Source organism: Streptomyces sp. CWNU-52B, from assembly GCF_047444975.1.
Lineage (GTDB): Bacteria > Actinomycetota > Actinomycetes > Streptomycetales > Streptomycetaceae > Streptomyces.
Genome location: NZ_JBLFJV010000047.1, coordinates 226,696 through 242,969, shown reverse-complemented (window position 1 = coordinate 242,969; position 16,274 = coordinate 226,696). Strand labels below are relative to the sequence as shown.

The window sequence follows — 16,274 nt, the reverse complement described above, 5'->3', positions numbered from 1 at the left end:
CGGGTTGGACGTACCGGCCCGCCCCCGCCCCACCAGGGGCGGTGGGCGCGTGCCGGGCGCTCGCCCCCCAGCCGTCACGCAGGCCGCCAAGCAGCGCCACTCGGCCGTCAGGCAGCAGCCTCGCCCGCCGAAGGTGCCGTGTCCGTCGCACGGGCCGGGGCGCCGGCCCGGCCGCCGGGGTGGCGGTGGCGCCAGATCCAGAAGACCGCGCAGGACACCAGGGCCCAGCCGCCGAGCACCAGGAACGGGAACACGTGCTGGTGGCCGGCGAAGTACACCGCCGTGTGCTGGGCGTTGACCGAACCCCCGGGCGGGAGCCACTTGCCGATGACGCCGAGCGGTGACGGCAGCAGGGGCCAGGAGACCGCGCCGCCCGAGGACGGGTTGCCGAGCAGGACCATCAGCCCCCAGGTGGGCAGCATCGCCCAGCGCCCGAACAGGGTGTTGAACATCGTGAAGACCATGCCGGACGTGAACATGGTCAGCGCGAGGATCAGCCAGGACTCCACGAACGGCAGGTCCAGGGCGCCGAGCAGCCAGTCGACCACCGCCGCGATCACGAACCCGCCGAGCAGCGCGTACAGGGCCGTGAACGCGATCCGCTCCAGCGGGTTCAGCCCCCGCGCGTGCACGCTGAGCTGGATCGCGCCGACGAAGCCGATGATCACGGCCGCCAGGGAGATGTAGAAGATCGCGAGCCCGCGCGGGTCACCGTCCTGCAGCGGCTTGATGTCCCGGACGGTCACCGCCACCCCGGTGGCCTTGCCGACGGCGGGCGCGGCCTCCTCCAGCACCTCCGCGACGGAGGCCCCGGACGCCCCGGAGACGTCGAAGACCACCGCCTTGCCGTTGTCCCGCGCGTCGAGGATCGCGAAGACCTTCTGGTCGTCCACCGCCTCGACGGCCGCCGCCCGGCTGTCGTACGCGTGGATCTTCAGCGAGGCGTCGAGCGCCTTCTCCATCCCGTCCAGGAAGGCCTTGCCCCGCGTCTCCTCGTACGCGCCCACCACCGCGGTCGGCACGTGGCGCGGGGTCGGGTCCGCCATGGAGTACGTGTACGAGCCGGCGAAGAGCCCCGCCGCGGCGGCGAGGATCAGCACCAGCACCGACGCGGGAAGGAAGGGCGACTCCTTGAAGGAGCCCCAGCGTTCACGACGCGTGGGCGGCCTGCCATGGGCACCGTGCGGCTGCGGCATCTCGGACATACGCCCACGCTAAAGGGACGGAAGGGATATTTCTCCACGACGGCAGTCACCCGAACCAGGCCCACCGCGCGGGCGCCGGTCAGCCACGGCCCCTGAGGGGCGCGAGGAACTGCGCGCCCAGCCACGACGCCGCCGCACCCACGGCCACCGCGCCCAGCCACGACGCCGCCGCACCCACGGCCACCGCACCCGGCCGACCGGAACGCCGGTCGAAACCTCGGGTCCGGCAACGGGGCGAAGGGTCGGCGAGGCACCAGCAGAGGGGCCACCGCGACCACTGCCCCACCGGGGCTCCAACAGCACCCGCCCACCCCCCGGGAGGGGTCCGGCGCAAAAGCGTTCGCCCGTCGTTTGCCCGAGGTGAGATCCTGGACCGCGTATGTCTACGCATCCTGCCCCCGCCCTCGGCGATCTCGCCTCCCGTCTGGCCGAGCTGTCACTGCGCGACGCGCACCGGCTCGGACGCAGGCTCGAGGGCGCGCGCCGGATCCGCAAGCCCGAGGCCCGCGCCGCCGTCACCGCCGAGATCGAGTCGGAGGTGGCCGGCGCCGAGGTCCGAATGGCCGAGCGGCGCGCCCACGTGCCCGCCGTCTCGTACCCCGAGCAACTGCCCGTCAGCCAGAAGAAGGACGTGATCGCGGAGGCCATCCGTGACCACCAGGTCGTCATCGTCGCGGGCGAGACCGGCTCCGGCAAGACGACCCAGATCCCCAAGATCTGTCTCGAACTGGGCCGCGGCGTCCGCGGCATGATCGGGCACACCCAGCCCCGCCGTATCGCCGCGCGCACCGTCGCCGAGCGGGTCGCCGACGAGCTGGACACCCCGCTGGGCGAGGCCGTCGGCTGGAAGGTCCGCTTCACCGACCAGGTCAACCCCGACCGCACCTTCGTCAAGCTGATGACGGACGGCATCCTGCTCGCCGAGGTCCAGACGGACCGCGACCTGCGCGCCTACGACACGATCATCATCGACGAGGCCCACGAGCGGTCCCTGAACATCGACTTCCTGCTCGGCTACCTGGCCCAGCTGCTGCCCAGACGGCCGGACCTCAAGGTCGTCATCACCTCCGCGACCATCGACCCGGAGCGCTTCTCCCGGCACTTCGGGGACGCCCCGATCGTCGAGGTCAGCGGGCGCACGTACCCCGTCGAAGTCCGCTACCGCCCCCTCCTCGAAGAAGAGGGCGACGACGCCGACCGCGACCAGATCACCGCGATCTGCGACGCCGTCGAGGAGCTGCAGGGCGAGGGCAAGGGCGACATCCTCGTCTTCCTGTCCGGGGAGCGGGAGATCCGCGACACGGCGGACGCGCTGGAGAAGAAGCACTACCGCTTCACGGAAGTCCTCCCCCTCTACGCCCGGCTCTCGCACGCCGAGCAGAACCGCGTCTTCCAGTCCCACACCGGACGCAGGGTCGTCCTCGCCACGAACGTCGCCGAGACCTCCCTCACCGTCCCGGGCATCAAGTACGTGATCGACCCGGGCAACGCCCGTATCTCCCGATACAGCCACCGCACCAAGGTCCAGCGGCTGCCCATCGAGGCGATCTCGCAGGCCAGCGCCAACCAGCGCAAGGGCCGCTGCGGCCGCACCAGCGACGGCATCTGCATCCGGCTGTACTCCGAGGACGACTTCCTGTCCCGCCCGGAGTTCACGGACGCGGAGATCCTCCGTACGAACCTGGCGTCCGTCATCCTCCAGATGACCGCGGCCGGGCTCGGTGAGATCGAGAAGTTCCCCTTCATCGACCCGCCGGACCACCGCAACATCCGTGACGGCGTCCAGCTCCTCCAGGAGCTCAACGCGCTCGATCCGGCGGAGAAGGACCCGCGCAAGCGGCTGACGGAGACCGGCCGCAAGCTCGCCCAGCTGCCCGTCGACCCGCGCCTGGCCCGCATGGTCCTCCAGGCCGACAAGAACGGGTGCGTGCGCGAGGTCATGGTGATCGCGGCGGCGCTCTCCATCCAGGACCCGCGCGAGCGGCCGGCCGAGAAGCAGACGCAGGCGGACCAGCAGCACGCCCGCTTCAAGGACGAGACGTCCGACTTCCTCGCGTACCTCAATCTGTGGCGGTATCTGCGCGAGCAGCAGAAGGAGCGCGGCTCGTCGTCGTTCCGTCGCATGTGCAAGCAGGAGTACCTGAACTTCCTGCGGATCCGCGAGTGGCAGGACATCTACACGCAGCTGCGGACCGTCGCCAAGCAGATGGGCATCCATCTCAACGAGGACGACGCGCCCGAGCAGCAGGTCCATCTCTCCCTCCTCGCCGGACTGCTCTCCCACATCGGCATGAAGGACGTGAAGGAGAGCGGGACCGGCACCGGAACAGGGAAGGACGGCGGGCGCGAAGGCGGCCGGAGCACCTCGAAGAACGAGTACGTGGGCGCGCGCAACGCCAAGTTCGCGATCTTCCCCGGCTCGGCCCTCTTCAAGAAGCCCCCGCGCTTCGTGATGTCCGCCGAACTCGTCGAGACGTCCCGGCTGTGGGCCCGCGTCAACGCGCGGATCGAGCCCGAGTGGATCGAACCGCTCGCGGAGCACCTGCTGAAGCGCACGTACAGCGAGCCGCACTGGGAGAAGGACCAGGCTGCGGTGATGGCGTACGAGAAGGTCACGCTGTACGGCGTGCCGATCGTCGCCCACCGGAAGGTCAACTACGGCCGGATCGACCCGGAGACCAGCCGCGAACTTTTCATCCGCAACGCACTCGTCGAGGGCGACTGGCGTACGCACCACAAGTTCTTCGCCGACAACCGCCGGCTGCTGACCGAGGTCGAGGAGCTGGAGCACCGGGCGCGGCGCCGGGACATCCTGGTCGACGACGACACGCTCTTCGACTTCTACGAGGAGCGGGTGCCCGAACACGTCGTGTCCGGCGCCCACTTCGACTCCTGGTGGAAGCACAAGCACAAGGAGGAGCCCGAACTCCTCGACTTCGAGCGTTCGATGCTCATCCGGGAGAGCGCCGGGGCGGTCACCAAGGACGACTATCCGGACTCGTGGCGGCAGGGACGGCTGAAGTTCCCCGTCACATACCAGTTCGAGCCGGGTGCCGACGCGGACGGCGTGACCGTCCACGTCCCGCTCCACGTGCTGAACCAGGTCACGGACGAGGGCTTCGAGTGGCAGATCCCGGGGCTGCGGGAGCAGGTCGTCACCGAGCTGATCCGTTCCCTCCCGAAGCCGATCCGCCGCAACTACGTTCCCGCGCCGGACTTCGCTCAGCGGTTCCTGCGGCGGGCGGTGCCCCTTCAGGAGCCTCTGACGGTGACGATGGCGCGTGAGCTCAAGCGCATGGTCGGGGTGCCGCTCACGGCCGACGACTTCGACTGGTCCAGGCTCCCCGACCATCTGAGGATCACCTTCCGGATCGTCGACGAGCGGCGCCGCAAGCTGGCCGAGGACAAGGACCTGGAGGCCCTGAAGCTGCGGCTGAAGCCGAAGGCGCGCCAGGCGATCTCGCAGGCCGCGGCGGCGACCGCCCAGCGCGAGGGCGGCGAGTCCCTGGAGCGCACGGGGCTGACCGACTGGACCATCGGCTCCCTCACCCGGGTCTTCGAGACGCGCAGGGCGGGCCAGCCGGTGAAGGCGTACCCGGCGCTGGTCGACGCGGGACCCGCGGCCGGCACGGTCTCCGTACGCCTCTTCGACACCGAGGCCGAGCAGCAGCAGGCGATGTGGAAGGGCACGCGGCGGCTCATCCTGCGCAACATCCCGGTGAATCCGGGGAAGTTCGCGTCGGACAAGCTCACCAACGCCCAGAAGCTGGCCCTGTCCGCGAACCCGCACGGGTCGGTGCAGGCCCTGTTCGACGACTGCGCGACGGCCGCCGCCGACAAACTGATCGGGGACTTCGGCGGCCCGGCCTGGGACGAGGAGTCGTACCGGAAGCTGTACGAGAGGGTGCGCGCGGAGATCGTCGACACGACGGTCCGTACGGTCGGGCAGGTCGAGCAGGTGCTGGCCGCCTGGCAGGCCTGTGAGCGCCGTCTGAAGGGCGTACGCAGCCCCGTGCTCCTCGCCAACCTGACGGACGTACGGACGCAGCTGGACGCGCTCGTACGGCCCGGCTTCGTCACGGCGACGGGGCTGCGGCGGCTGCCGGACCTGATGCGGTACCTGGTGGCGGCGGACCGCCGGCTCCAGCAGATGCCGACGAACGTCCAGCGGGACACCAGCAGGATGGAGAAGGTCCACGAGATGCAGGACGAGTACGCCTGGCTGCTGGAGCAGCTGCCGCAGGGCCGCCCCGTCCCCTCCTCCGTCCTGGACATCCGCTGGATGATCGAGGAGCTGCGGGTCAGCTACTTCGCGCACGCGCTGGGCACGGCGTTCCCCGTCTCCGACAAGCGCATCGTGAAGGCGATCGACGCGGCCGCACCGTAACGGCGCCCGCACACCGGGTGAGTTCGCTCCGGGGGCCAACCCTCCTGTAGAGTCTCGTCTCGCAGCGCAACGCAAGATCCGCACTGCGAAACCTGGTCCTGTGGAGCAGCTTGGAGTGCTCGCCACCCTGTCAAGGTGGAGGCCGCGGGTTCAAATCCCGTCAGGACCGCAACAGACAAAGAAGGCCCCGCATCCACCAGGATGCGGGGCCTCAGTCATACCCGGAGACGCCCCGCAAGGGGCGCAAGGACCGGCGCACGCTCCCCAGGGGCGCGAGGAACGGCGCACTCAACCCCCCACAGCCCCGCACCGGACACACCCCCGCACCCCCACCCCTCAGGGGCGCGGGGAACTGCGCGACGAGCCCCCACCGGCCGGCACCCGAAAACGCACCGACACAGCTCCGATCACCCACCCCACCAGCCCCTCCAGGCCCCCACAGCAACCCCCCGGTCTTGACGCAGTCACATTCCGCAAGTACCTAGAAACCAGGCCCCGAAGCCAGGCCACGAAGCCAGGCCTCGAAGCCGGCACCAGACCCCAGACCCCCAGTCCCCAGCCCCACCGGAGGTGACCATGGCGGCGACAGCCCGACATGAGACGCGAGCCCTCCTCCGCGCCCATCTGTCGGCCGCCTCAGGCCACCCCCACCGGACAAGGCACTGTCCGATCTGCCACCGCCTCCTCCGACTGGCCTCGGAATCCGCCCCGGACGACCTCGAGGGCGCCCCCGAGAGCACCCCCGAGGACGAGACCTCCTCCCCGTCCTGACGGGCGTGCTCAGAACCACCGAAGAACCACCGAAGAACCACCGAGGGATCGCGAGGACCCGCCGAGGGACCCGCCGCACACCAACTGCCCCTCGCCCGGCCCCAGATGCACAGGATTCCCCTTTAGCGCAGATACGCCGTGCGCAACAAGGACCCGGGCATGTGACGGGTGTCACCGCATAAGTTTTCAAACATGCGGAATTTACCCCCCACCTACAACTGGTCAATTTAATATGTGCCATTGCACTCCGGCCCCGAGGCGACCCACAGCCGATCCGACAGCCTCGCTCAGACTGCGACAAGGCCGCTCACAGGCAGGCCCGGCAGGCACACACAGACGCGCACACCCCGGGCGACCAGCGCACAAAAAAGATCGCGCCGGACTCGGCGGAGTCCAGCGCGATCTACGACGCACCCAGAATGCTTGTGGTTCCTGCTCGGGCGTGGACCCCGTTGGGGCGGGTTCCGCGTCGCTTGGAGCTTGGGTCAGGGCCTACCGACAAGTTGGGGGAACCGCCGAAATGCCCTGATATCCCTGCTATGCAGTTGTTGTTCAGGCTTCGCTGCGCTGCTGCGGAATGCCCGCGAGCAGAGCACGGACCTCGGCTTCGCGGTAACGGCGATGCCCGCCGAGCGTGCGGATCGATGTGAGCTTGCCGGCCTTCGCCCACCGCGTGACCGTCTTCGGGTCCACGCGGAACATCGTGGCGACCTCAGCCGGGGTCAGCAGCGGCTCGGCATCAGGGGTGCGAGCGGTCATGAGCGGCCTCCTCGGGAGAACCGAACCTTCTCGGTTCTTTCCTCTAAATTCTGCACCTTGACCCGCGTTGCCCGAAATGGCGGATGCGGGTCGAGTCGGTTATAGGACGAACGGCTTGTCCTCGGCACTACAACTACACCATCCGTCCAGCCTCGTCGGCCAAACCGATGGAATTGCCCTCCCAGGTGTTCATCAGCGACGGAAGCCGATGGACCATGCCATAGCGGACAGTCACGCCACTGTGACGATCAGTCACAGGACGATCAGGAGTCACGAGACCCCCACGGCAAGCAATGCTGAGATTCCACCCATACGCGGGCAGAGAGAGTCCTCCCCGGACTCCTTGTCCTATTTTGGCATGAGGAGGGGCGTTAGGCGCAAGGTCCGTGTTAGTGCTGTCCGTCACGCTTACCCGGTACGACCCGGATCGGGACTTACGTCCTGTCAGGCGCCGTGACACACAGGAACCGTCGGCCCCGGCCTCAGTTGGCCGAACGACGGTCCCGGACCGACCGCCACCGCTCCACGAGCCGGCCGTACGCCTCCCCGGCGCCGGGCCCGTCCCCCGTGCGCAGCGCCTCGATGCCCGCGGCGACGTCCGCCGCGGAGTGGTCGCCGTCGAGCTCCCCGGCGGGCAGGACGTGCACGAGGCCGCCGTAGTCGAGCTCCACCAGCGAGCGCGGATGGAACTCCTCGAGCCAACGCCCCACGTCCAGCAGGCCGTCGATGAGCGGCCCCTCGTCGATGGCCTCCCGCAGCGTGCGCAGCCCCCTCGCGACCCGCCGCCGCGCCTGCACCATCGGCGTGCGGTAGCGGAGCACCGGCGCGTCCTCCTCGGCCGTCGAACCGCCCCCGGACCCCGCTCCCTTGTCGTACTCGCGCTCCTCGTCCGAGACGAGCACGAACCAGTTCAGCGGGACCTGCCAGGTCGACGTGCGGATCCACGGCCGGGCGTCGGGATTGCGCGCGAGCCAGCGCTCGTAGTCCTGCGCCGCCTGCCGCCGTACGAGCTCCGGGAGCGCCGCGTCCAGGACGGGCGCGGGCAGCTCGCCCGCCAGCTCCCCGAGCGCCTCCCAGCCGCGCAGCCGGGTCCGCCAGGGGCACACGCACAGCACGCCGTCCACCTCCGCGACGAACGCGTCCCCGCTCTCCTGCACCGGCACCGGGATCGGCGGCACGGGCAGCAGGTCGGCCAGCGAACGGCGCAGTTCGTCCTGGTACGAGGGGCGGCCGGGGCGGCGCGCGTAGCGGGCCCAGTGGCCGCGCTCCGGTTCCGGGAAGGCCGCGAGCGGTTCGTACACGCGCAGATAGGACGCGTACGGGACGATCAACGAGGACACCTTGGGCACACTTGCTCCCTCCCCAGCCGGCCCGGTGGAAAACCGCGGACCCGCGCCCGAGCGCGATCCGCGCGTACGCGGTGCACGGGCGTGCGGGACTCCGCGCGGGAAACCCCTGCAAATCGTCCCACGCCCCAGGTCGACCGTACTCCGCAAGAGGGTGATCCTGACCACTGCGACCATGGCGGTCCCGCGCAAGCTCTAATCTCGTGCCAGACGGACCCCCGCCACCCGCACGAGGGCCGCCCCACCCGCCGCTATGTACCTGGGAGTCACCACCGTGACCGACGTGACCGGCAGCCCTGACGACGTACTGCACACCCTGTTCCGCTCGGACCAGGGAGGCCATGAGCAGGTAGTGCTCTGTCAGGACCGCGCCACCGGCCTCAAGGCCGTCATCGCCATCCACTCGACCGCTCTGGGCCCGGCCCTCGGCGGCACCCGCTTCTACCCGTACGCGAGCGAGGCGGCCGCTGTCGCCGACGCGCTGAACCTCGCCCGCGGCATGTCGTACAAGAACGCCATGGCCGGGCTCGACCACGGCGGCGGCAAGGCCGTGATCATCGGCGACCCCGAGCAGATCAAGACCGAGGAACTGCTCCTCGCGTACGGCCGGTTCGTCGCCTCGCTCGGCGGGCGGTACGTGACCGCGTGCGACGTCGGCACCTACGTGGCCGACATGGACGTCGTGGCGCGCGAGTGCCGCTGGACGACCGGGCGCTCCCCCGAGAACGGCGGCGCGGGCGACTCGTCCGTCCTGACCGCCTTCGGGGTCTTCCAGGGCATGCGGGCCTCGGCCCAGCACCTGTGGGGCGACTCCTCGCTGCGCGGCCGCACGGTCGGCGTCGCGGGCGTCGGCAAGGTGGGACGCCATCTGGTGGAGCACCTGCTGGAGGAGGGCGCCCAGGTCGTGATCGCGGACGTGCGCCAGGACGCCGTGGGACGCATCGCCGACAAGCACCCCGCCGTGCGGGTCGCCGCGGACACCGAGCGGCTGATCCGGACCGAGGGCCTGGACGTCTACGCCCCGTGCGCGCTCGGCGGCGCCCTGAACGACGACTCCGTGCCGGCGCTCACCGCCTCGATCGTCTGCGGCGCGGCCAACAACCAGCTGGAGCACCCCGGGGTCGAGAAGGACCTCTCGGACCACGGGATCCTCTACGCGCCGGACTACGTGGTGAACGCGGGCGGTGTCATCCAGGTCGCCGACGAGTTGCACGGTTTCGACTTCGACCGGTGCAAGGTGCAGGCCGCGAAGATCTTCGACACCACGCTGGCAATATTCGCTCGTGCGAAGGAAGACGGGATTCCGCCGGCCGCCGCGGCCGACAGGATCGCCGAGCACCGCATGGCGGAGGCCCGCCGCCCCTGACGTCCCGGAGCGGTGCGGAAGGTTCCGCGGGGCACCCGTCGGCGGATCCGGGAGAGAACTCTCACGTTCGTCGGCGGGTCGCTCTCCCGGAAGAGGTTAAAATCGCGTTTGACCAGCGGGGACAGGGCACCTCGCAGGTCCTGGGCACAGCCGCTTCCTGCGGGCGACGTACCGTATGGGCGTGGGCTCAGGTACCGTGGAAGCCCTACGGACCGGTCTCTCCGCGGAGAGCTCGTTCCTGATCATGAACGCGTGTCAAGACTCTGGGGCCGTCGAGCCCCGTATCCGAGGGGGTCGAGCCATGGGGCGCGGCCGGGCAAAGGCCAAGCAGACGAAGGTCGCCCGCCAGCTGAAGTACAGCAGCGGCGGGACAGATCTGTCGCGTCTGGCCAATGAGCTGGGCGCTTCGACTTCGCAACAGCCGCCGAATGGCGAGCCGTTCGAGGACGACGACGAGGAAAAAGACGACCCGTACGCCCAGTACGCGGATCTTTATAACGACGACGAGGACGAGGACGACGAGTCCGGTCCCACGTCACAACGCCGCGGCGCTTGACGCACTAGTTGCGCTTGTCGTTCCAGTTGCGCTTCACCCGGTCCGGAGCGGGTTCGCCGGACCGGGTTTCGCGCGTCTCGCTCCGCGGGGAGCAGGTGTCCGACTGCCTGTTGTTTGTGCGGGTGCGGGTCGGTCGTGGCTGGGCGCGCCCACGCGGCGGAGCCGCATATCGACACGGCCCCGAGCCCCTTACGGGGCGGGGCCTTGCGCCCCGATCAGGCGGTCAACGGGCCGCGTAGTCGTTGATCAATGTTGCGCCTGACGTATGGGTGCCTCGGTCCGTGATCTCTCCTGCGATCCAGGCCTCGACGCCCCGGTCCGCGAGGGTGGCGAGTGCCGCGTCCGTGGAGTCCTCCGGGACGATCGCGATCATGCCGACGCCCATGTTCAGCGTCTTCTCCAGCTCCAGGCGTTCGACCTGGCCCGTGGTGCCGACGAGGTCGAAGACGGGGGCCGGGGTCCAGGTGGCCCGGTCGACGATCGCGTGCAGGTCGTCCGGGATCACCCGGGCCAGGTTGGCCGCGAGTCCACCGCCCGTGATGTGCGAGTACGCGTGCACGTCGGTCGTCCGGGTGAGCGCCAGGCAGTCCAGCGAGTAGATCTTGGTGGGCTCCAGCAGTTCCTCGCCGAGCGTGCGGCCGAAGTCCTCGACGTGGCTGTCGAGCTTGAGCTTCGCGCGGTCGAACAGGACATGCCGGACGAGTGAGTACCCGTTCGAGTGAAGGCCGGAGGACGCCATGGCGATCACCGCGTCACCCGTACGGATACGATCCGCGCCCAGCAGCCGGTCGGCCTCCACGACGCCCGTGCCGGCGCCGGCGACGTCGAAGTCGTCCGGGCCCAGCAGCCCGGGGTGCTCGGCCGTCTCGCCGCCCACGAGGGCGCAGCCCGCCAGGACACAGCCCTCGGCGATGCCCTTCACGATGGCGGCCACGCGCTCCGGGTGGACCTTGCCGACACAGATGTAGTCCGTCATGAAGAGCGGCTCGGCGCCGCACACCACGATGTCGTCCATGACCATCGCGACCAGGTCGTGGCCGATGGTGTCGTACACGCCGAGCTGCCGGGCGAGGTCGACCTTCGTGCCCACGCCGTCCGTGGCGGAGGCGAGCAGCGGGCGCTCGTAGCGCTTGAGGGCGGAGGCGTCGAAGAGGCCGGCGAAGCCGCCGAGGCCGCCGAGGACCTCGGGGCGCTGCGTCTTCTTCACCCACTCCTTCATCAGCTCGACGGCACGGTCGCCCGCCTCGATGTCGACACCGGCCGTCTTGTAGGACGCTGTCGCGTGGCCGGTACCGCTTGTCGCAGATGTCTCGGATGTCTCAGGCATGGCGATGAGGACTTTCGTGTCGTACAGCGGTCTTGCTGCGAGGTCGTGCGGGCGGTTACGGGCGACGGATCGCGTCGGCCGCCGCCGTGGCCGCGGGACCCGCGGCCAGTTCGGTCTCCAGGAGCTGCTTGCCGAGCAGCTCCGGGTCCGGGAGGTCCATCGGGTACTCGCCGTCGAAGCAGGCCCGGCACAGGTTCGGCTTGTCGATGGTGGTGGCCTCGATCATGCCGTCGATGGAGATGTACGAGAGGGAGTCGGCGCCCAGCGAGGTGCCGATCTCCTCGACGCTCATGCCGTTGGCGATCAGCTCGGCGCGGGTCGCGAAGTCGATGCCGAAGAAGCAGGGCCACTTCACGGGGGGCGAGGAGATCCGGATGTGGATCTCGGCCGCGCCCGCCTCGCGGAGCATCCGCACCAGGGCGCGCTGGGTGTTGCCGCGCACGATCGAGTCGTCGACGACGACCAGGCGCTTGCCCTTGATGACTTCCTTGAGGGGATTCAGTTTCAGTCTGATGCCCAGCTGGCGGATGGTCTGTGAAGGCTGGATGAAGGTCCGCCCGACATACGCGTTCTTCACGAGACCGGCACCGAACGGGATGCCGGAGGCCTCCGCGTAACCGATCGCGGCGGGCGTGCCGGACTCCGGAGTCGCTATGACCAGATCGGCCTCGACCGGAGCCTCCTTGGCGAGCCGGCGGCCCATCTCGACACGGGAGAGGTACACGTTCCGGCCGGCGATGTCGGTGTCCGGGCGGGCCAGATACACGTACTCGAAGACACAGCCCTTGGGCTTCGCTTCCGCGAATCGGGAGCTTCGCAGGCCGTTCTCGTCGATGGCCACGAACTCGCCCGGCTCGATCTCCCGGACGTAGGCGGCACCGCAGATGTCGAGCGCGGCGGACTCGGAGGCGACGACCCAGCCGCGCTCCAGGCGGCCGAGGACCAGCGGGCGGATGCCCTGCGGGTCACGGGCGGCGTACAGCGTGTTCTCGTCCATGAAGACGAGCGAGAAGGCGCCCTTGACCTGCGGAAGGACCTTGGCGGAGGCGTCCTCGATGGTCAGCGGCTTGCCGTCGTCGTCGACCTGGGCGGCCAGCAGGGCCGTCAGCAGGTCGGTGTCGTTGGTCGCCGCCACACGCGGGGTGCGGCCCTCCTGCTTGGGGAGGTCGGCGACCAGTTCGGCGAGCTCCGCCGTGTTGACGAGGTTGCCGTTGTGGCCGAGCGCGATCGTGCCGTGCCCGGTGGCACGGAACGTCGGCTGGGCGTTCTCCCAGGTGGAAGCACCGGTGGTCGAGTAGCGGGCGTGACCGACCGCGATATGACCGAGCAGGGAGCCGAGGGAGGCCTCGTCGAAGACCTGGGACACGAGGCCCATGTCCTTGAAGACGAGGATCTTGGAGCCGTTGCTTACCGCGATTCCCGCGGATTCCTGGCCTCGATGCTGGAGGGCGTAGAGCCCGAAGTAAGTGAGCTTGGCGACCTCTTCACCGGGAGCCCAGACTCCGAAGACGCCGCAAGCGTCCTGGGGTCCTTTCTCGCCGGGGAGCAGATCATGACTGAGTCGACCGTCACCACGTGGCACGCAACCGAGTGTAGGCGAGATCGACCACTGGTCCGAATTGGGGAAGGCCCCGGACGGCGTCGTGAGACGCCGCCCGCCGGGGGTCACTTCGTGGCGACGGCCTCAAGCCCCGCGCCGTTTTCGCTGGTCAGCGTGAGGTTGCTGCCCTTCAGCTGATACTTCACCGTGCCGCCGAAAAGCCTCAGCAGGGACTTCTCGGTGTCCATGAGTGAGTCGGAGCACATCTTTCGGGTGGTGCCCGCGGGGCCCAGAGTGATAGTGCCGTCGCCGACCGTTGCCTTCGCCGTCACCTTGTTGCAGCCGAGTTCTCCGCTGACGGTGCCCTTCTCGTCGAAGGTGAGGTGGACCTTGCCCTTGGCAGCGGAGGACAGGGCGACGGCGGAGCCGCCCTTGGCTTCGCCGCGTACGGTGCCGGTGACGTTCCACTTCGTGCCGTGGAGCTTCGCCGGCTGCTCGGCGGTGAGGTGCACGGTGTATCCGTTCTCGGTGGTGAGCGTCAGCTTGTCGCCGTCGACCTCGGTCTTGAGCGTGCTGCCGGAGATGGCGTCGCCGAGTTTCGACTCGAAGCCCATCGCCCCGTCGGCCGTGCAGGCCATCTCGGTCTTGACGGTGTCCTTGCCGATCGTGATGGTGTCGCCCTTCATCTCGGCGGTGGCGCCGAAGTGGTTGCAGCCGTAGTTGCCGCCCACCTTGCCGTCCTTGCCGAACTCGATGTGGGCGCCGGCCGGGGCGTCCTGCGTCTTGCCGTCGGCCGTCACGCTCTCCACGTTCCACTGTTTGCCGGTGATCTCGGTGATACCGGTGTCCTGCCGGGTGCCTGCGGCGCTGGAACCGGAGTCCTGCTTGCCGCTGCCGTCACCGCTTTCCGTGCCGCAGGCGGCCGTGGCGAGGAGCCCGGTCACCGCCAGGACGCTGAGACCGGCTCGGGTACCGAGGGCGCTGAGGCCGCTGAGGTTGAGACGTTGCGTGTGCATGCCGCTTTGACGGGGCGGGTGGGGTACTTGGTTCCGTCTCCGGGCCGCGCACCGCGTCACGGCAATGGAACGGGCTGCCCCGCCCCCTCCGCCGGCCGGGCCAACGCTCACGTCGACGTACGCCCCGGCCCGTCGAAGGTCCGCGAGAACAGGGGCTCGTCCCAGACCCGGTTCGCCATCGCCGCGAGGTGAATCCCCTGACGGATGATCTCGGCCTCGCTCATGCCCCGGCGTTCGGCGGCCTCCTTGATGATCGCCAGGTCCTCGGGGTCGGCGTAGACGTTGATGCGCTTCATGGGCATGTACCGAAGCTAGTTCACCCGCCGGGCCGACATATACCGATACGCCCCCACAGGGCGACTTCGATGGTGGCGATGGTCGATGACCGCCTTCCCGCGCGCGCTGAGGGCGACCGCGGTCAGCGCAGAAGGGGAAGCAGTCCGCCCAGGTCGGCGCGCTCGCCGCTCGCGCTGACCGACGCGTCGGCGAGGGCCGCCCGCCACTCCGTACGTCCGGTCGCGAGCCGGATCCAGGTCAGCGGGTCCGTCTCGACGACGTTGGGCGGGGTACCGCGGGTGTGGCGCGGCCCCGGCACGCACTGCACGACCGCGTACGGCGGCACCCGCACCTCGGTGGACGCGCCGGGCGCCTTCGCGGCGAGCGCGTCGGCGAGCAGCCGGGTGCACGCGGCGAGGGCCTGCCGGTCGTACGGGACGCCGAGCCCCGGGACGGCCGCGTTGAGGTCGTCGGTGTGGACGACCAACTCCACTGTGCGGGTGACGAGGTAGTCGGCCAGGGTCATCGCTCCCACGCGCGTGCTCAGCAGCCGTGCGTTCGGAGCGTCCGGGGAGCCCTGGGTGTCCGGCAGGCGCTCGGTGAACCGGTTCAGGGTGCGCTCGTACAACGCGTCGAGGTCCGGCTCGGCCGCGGCCAGCGCCCGTACGTCGTCATCGACCTCGCCGGCACGCGGGGCGGTGGTGGCCGGCCAGTCGAGCAGCCCGAGCGCGGGCCCGGCCGGCTCGTCCCCGTCCAGCCCCCGGCTCACGGCCTCCAGCGCCATGGCGAGGTGCGCGGCCAACTCCCGCACGGTCCAGTCCCCGAGCCCGGCAGCCCCGGCGAGCTGGGCCGGGGTCAGGTCACGTACCGCCGCGCGTACGTTCCCGAACTGGGCGAGGACGGCGCAGCGGGTCTTCGCCGGGTCGTAGGCACGGAGGCGTTTTCTGGCCGGGGGCATGGGGGGAAGCGTACGACGGAGCCGATCAGGCCGATCACCCATGAGTGTGATCCGGCTGCGAAAGCCACACCGCATCGCCAGATGTGGACAACGCTGGCCTTCGCCTGAAGGGGGGTGCAACATGACGGTTATGGCCGAGCGCACGTCTCAGATGTCGGTGGAGGAGTTCGAAACGATCGCCTCCGCCGCTCCCGAGACCGTCACGTTGGAGTTCATCGACGGACGGATCGGGGTCAAGAAGGTGACGGACGGGGACCACGACACGATCGTGTCCTGGCTGACCAAACGCTGTATCCAAGCCCGACCCGACCTGGACGTGTACCACGGTCGAGGCCTCCGGGTAGCCGCGTATCGGCAGGGCCGGGCGAAGCCTGACGCCGCGCTCACGCCCGAGGCCCACTTCGCGGCATACGGTGAGTGGGCCGACCCGGAGGGGACGCTCATGGTCGTCGAGGTCACCTCGTACGACTCGGACACGGACCGGCGGGACCGGTACGAGAAACCGGCCGCGTACGGCCAGGCCGGGATCCCCTTGTATCTGCTGATCGACCGGGACTCCTGCACTGTCACCGTGCACAGCGACCCGGACCGGACGATCGGCGGCTACCGCGCCAGGCACACGGCGAAGGTGGGCGAGACGGTGTCCGTCCCTGAACCGGTCGGCATCGAACTCGACACGGCGATCCTCAAGAACTACGTGCGATAAGCAGAGAATCCCCCACCCGGAAGCGACACAGCAAGCTTCCGGGTGAGGGCTTCACCCTGTA

Annotated in this window: 12 protein-coding genes, 1 tRNA gene and 1 pseudogene; 6 read left to right on the top strand and 8 right to left on the bottom strand. The window is 69.6% G+C overall.

The annotated features are described in order from the left end of the window. Positions 1 to 107: 107 nt before the first annotated feature. The gene (locus ACLVWQ_RS32425) at positions 108 to 1,205 is read right to left on the bottom strand and encodes an ABC transporter permease (RefSeq protein ID WP_414112793.1); all 1,098 of its coding nucleotides are present in this window, start codon (positions 1,203 to 1,205) and stop codon (positions 108 to 110) included. Between the two features lie 379 nt (positions 1,206 to 1,584). On the opposite strand from ACLVWQ_RS32425, the gene hrpA reads away from it, so the two are divergent. The 3 genes from hrpA (at position 1,585) to ACLVWQ_RS32410 (ending at position 6,363) form a co-directional block, all read left to right on the top strand. Beyond that, complete coding sequence (gene hrpA / locus ACLVWQ_RS32420) at positions 1,585 to 5,592, top strand: ATP-dependent RNA helicase HrpA (protein ID WP_414112792.1); 4,008 nt, start codon at positions 1,585 to 1,587, stop codon at positions 5,590 to 5,592. A 94-nt stretch (positions 5,593 to 5,686) separates the two neighbouring features. Continuing rightward, positions 5,687 to 5,761 (top strand) — tRNA-Asp (locus ACLVWQ_RS32415). A gap of 407 nt (positions 5,762 to 6,168) precedes the next feature. Then, positions 6,169 to 6,363 (top strand): DUF6274 family protein, encoded by a 195-nt coding sequence (locus tag ACLVWQ_RS32410; RefSeq protein WP_414112791.1) that lies wholly within the window; start codon positions 6,169 to 6,171, stop codon positions 6,361 to 6,363. Between the two features lie 552 nt (positions 6,364 to 6,915). Here ACLVWQ_RS32410 and bldC read toward each other — a convergent pair. Both bldC and ACLVWQ_RS32400 read right to left on the bottom strand, forming a co-directional pair. Further along, positions 6,916 to 7,122, bottom strand: a complete 207-nt coding sequence (gene bldC / locus ACLVWQ_RS32405) for a developmental transcriptional regulator BldC (RefSeq protein ID WP_003949541.1) — start codon at positions 7,120 to 7,122, stop codon at positions 6,916 to 6,918. A 482-nt stretch (positions 7,123 to 7,604) separates the two neighbouring features. Then, the gene (locus tag ACLVWQ_RS32400) at positions 7,605 to 8,471 is read right to left on the bottom strand and encodes a hypothetical protein (protein WP_414112790.1); all 867 of its coding nucleotides are present in this window, start codon (positions 8,469 to 8,471) and stop codon (positions 7,605 to 7,607) included. Positions 8,472 to 8,742: 271 nt separating this feature from the next. Here ACLVWQ_RS32400 and ACLVWQ_RS32395 point away from each other — a divergent pair, with 271 nt between their 5' ends. Together ACLVWQ_RS32395 and ACLVWQ_RS32390 are read left to right on the top strand one after the other, a co-directional pair. Further along, positions 8,743 to 9,834: a Leu/Phe/Val dehydrogenase gene (locus ACLVWQ_RS32395; protein WP_414112789.1), complete on the top strand. Its 1,092-nt coding sequence runs from the start codon at positions 8,743 to 8,745 to the stop codon at positions 9,832 to 9,834. Between the two features lie 301 nt (positions 9,835 to 10,135). Continuing rightward, positions 10,136 to 10,390 (top strand): DUF3073 domain-containing protein, encoded by a 255-nt coding sequence (locus ACLVWQ_RS32390; RefSeq protein ID WP_414112788.1) that lies wholly within the window; start codon positions 10,136 to 10,138, stop codon positions 10,388 to 10,390. Positions 10,391 to 10,613: 223 nt separating this feature from the next. Here ACLVWQ_RS32390 and purM read toward each other — a convergent pair whose 3' ends face one another. The 5 genes and pseudogenes from purM to ACLVWQ_RS32365 form a co-directional block, all read right to left on the bottom strand. Next, the gene (gene purM / locus ACLVWQ_RS32385) at positions 10,614 to 11,717 is read right to left on the bottom strand and encodes a phosphoribosylformylglycinamidine cyclo-ligase (protein WP_414112787.1); all 1,104 of its coding nucleotides are present in this window, start codon (positions 11,715 to 11,717) and stop codon (positions 10,614 to 10,616) included. Between the two features lie 55 nt (positions 11,718 to 11,772). Further along, positions 11,773 to 13,299: an amidophosphoribosyltransferase gene (gene purF / locus ACLVWQ_RS32380; protein ID WP_414112786.1), complete on the bottom strand. Its 1,527-nt coding sequence runs from the start codon at positions 13,297 to 13,299 to the stop codon at positions 11,773 to 11,775. An 83-nt stretch (positions 13,300 to 13,382) separates the two neighbouring features. Next, the gene (locus ACLVWQ_RS32375) at positions 13,383 to 14,273 is read right to left on the bottom strand and encodes an META domain-containing protein (protein ID WP_414112785.1); all 891 of its coding nucleotides are present in this window, start codon (positions 14,271 to 14,273) and stop codon (positions 13,383 to 13,385) included. Between the two features lie 116 nt (positions 14,274 to 14,389). Next, positions 14,390 to 14,575: pseudogene (locus tag ACLVWQ_RS32370) on the bottom strand (CopG family transcriptional regulator); the annotation flags it as partial. Positions 14,576 to 14,691: 116 nt separating this feature from the next. Further along, positions 14,692 to 15,507, bottom strand: a complete 816-nt coding sequence (locus tag ACLVWQ_RS32365) for a sterol carrier family protein (protein WP_414112784.1) — start codon at positions 15,505 to 15,507, stop codon at positions 14,692 to 14,694. Positions 15,508 to 15,628: 121 nt separating this feature from the next. Here ACLVWQ_RS32365 and ACLVWQ_RS32360 point away from each other — a divergent pair, with 121 nt between their 5' ends. Beyond that, on the top strand, positions 15,629 to 16,213 hold the full coding sequence (locus ACLVWQ_RS32360) for a Uma2 family endonuclease (RefSeq protein ID WP_414112783.1): 585 nt from the start codon (positions 15,629 to 15,631) through the stop codon (positions 16,211 to 16,213). Positions 16,214 to 16,274 lie beyond the last annotated feature (61 nt).

Bases quoted from the DNA above. Each gene is read 5' to 3' on its own strand.
- bldC (WP_003949541.1), bottom strand. From the start codon at position 7,122: ATGACCGCTCGCACCCCTGATGCCGAGCCGCTGCTGACCCCGGCTGAG.
- ACLVWQ_RS32365 (WP_414112784.1), bottom strand. From the start codon at position 15,507: ATGCCCCCGGCCAGAAAACGCCTCCGTGCCTACGACCCGGCGAAGACC.
- ACLVWQ_RS32410 (WP_414112791.1), top strand. From the start codon at position 6,169: ATGGCGGCGACAGCCCGACATGAGACGCGAGCCCTCCTCCGCGCCCAT.
- ACLVWQ_RS32425 (WP_414112793.1), bottom strand. From the start codon at position 1,205: ATGTCCGAGATGCCGCAGCCGCACGGTGCCCATGGCAGGCCGCCCACG.
- ACLVWQ_RS32390 (WP_414112788.1), top strand. From the start codon at position 10,136: ATGGGGCGCGGCCGGGCAAAGGCCAAGCAGACGAAGGTCGCCCGCCAG.
- hrpA (WP_414112792.1), top strand. From the start codon at position 1,585: ATGTCTACGCATCCTGCCCCCGCCCTCGGCGATCTCGCCTCCCGTCTG.
- purM (WP_414112787.1), bottom strand. From the start codon at position 11,717: ATGCCTGAGACATCCGAGACATCTGCGACAAGCGGTACCGGCCACGCG.
- ACLVWQ_RS32375 (WP_414112785.1), bottom strand. From the start codon at position 14,273: ATGCACACGCAACGTCTCAACCTCAGCGGCCTCAGCGCCCTCGGTACC.
- ACLVWQ_RS32360 (WP_414112783.1), top strand. From the start codon at position 15,629: ATGACGGTTATGGCCGAGCGCACGTCTCAGATGTCGGTGGAGGAGTTC.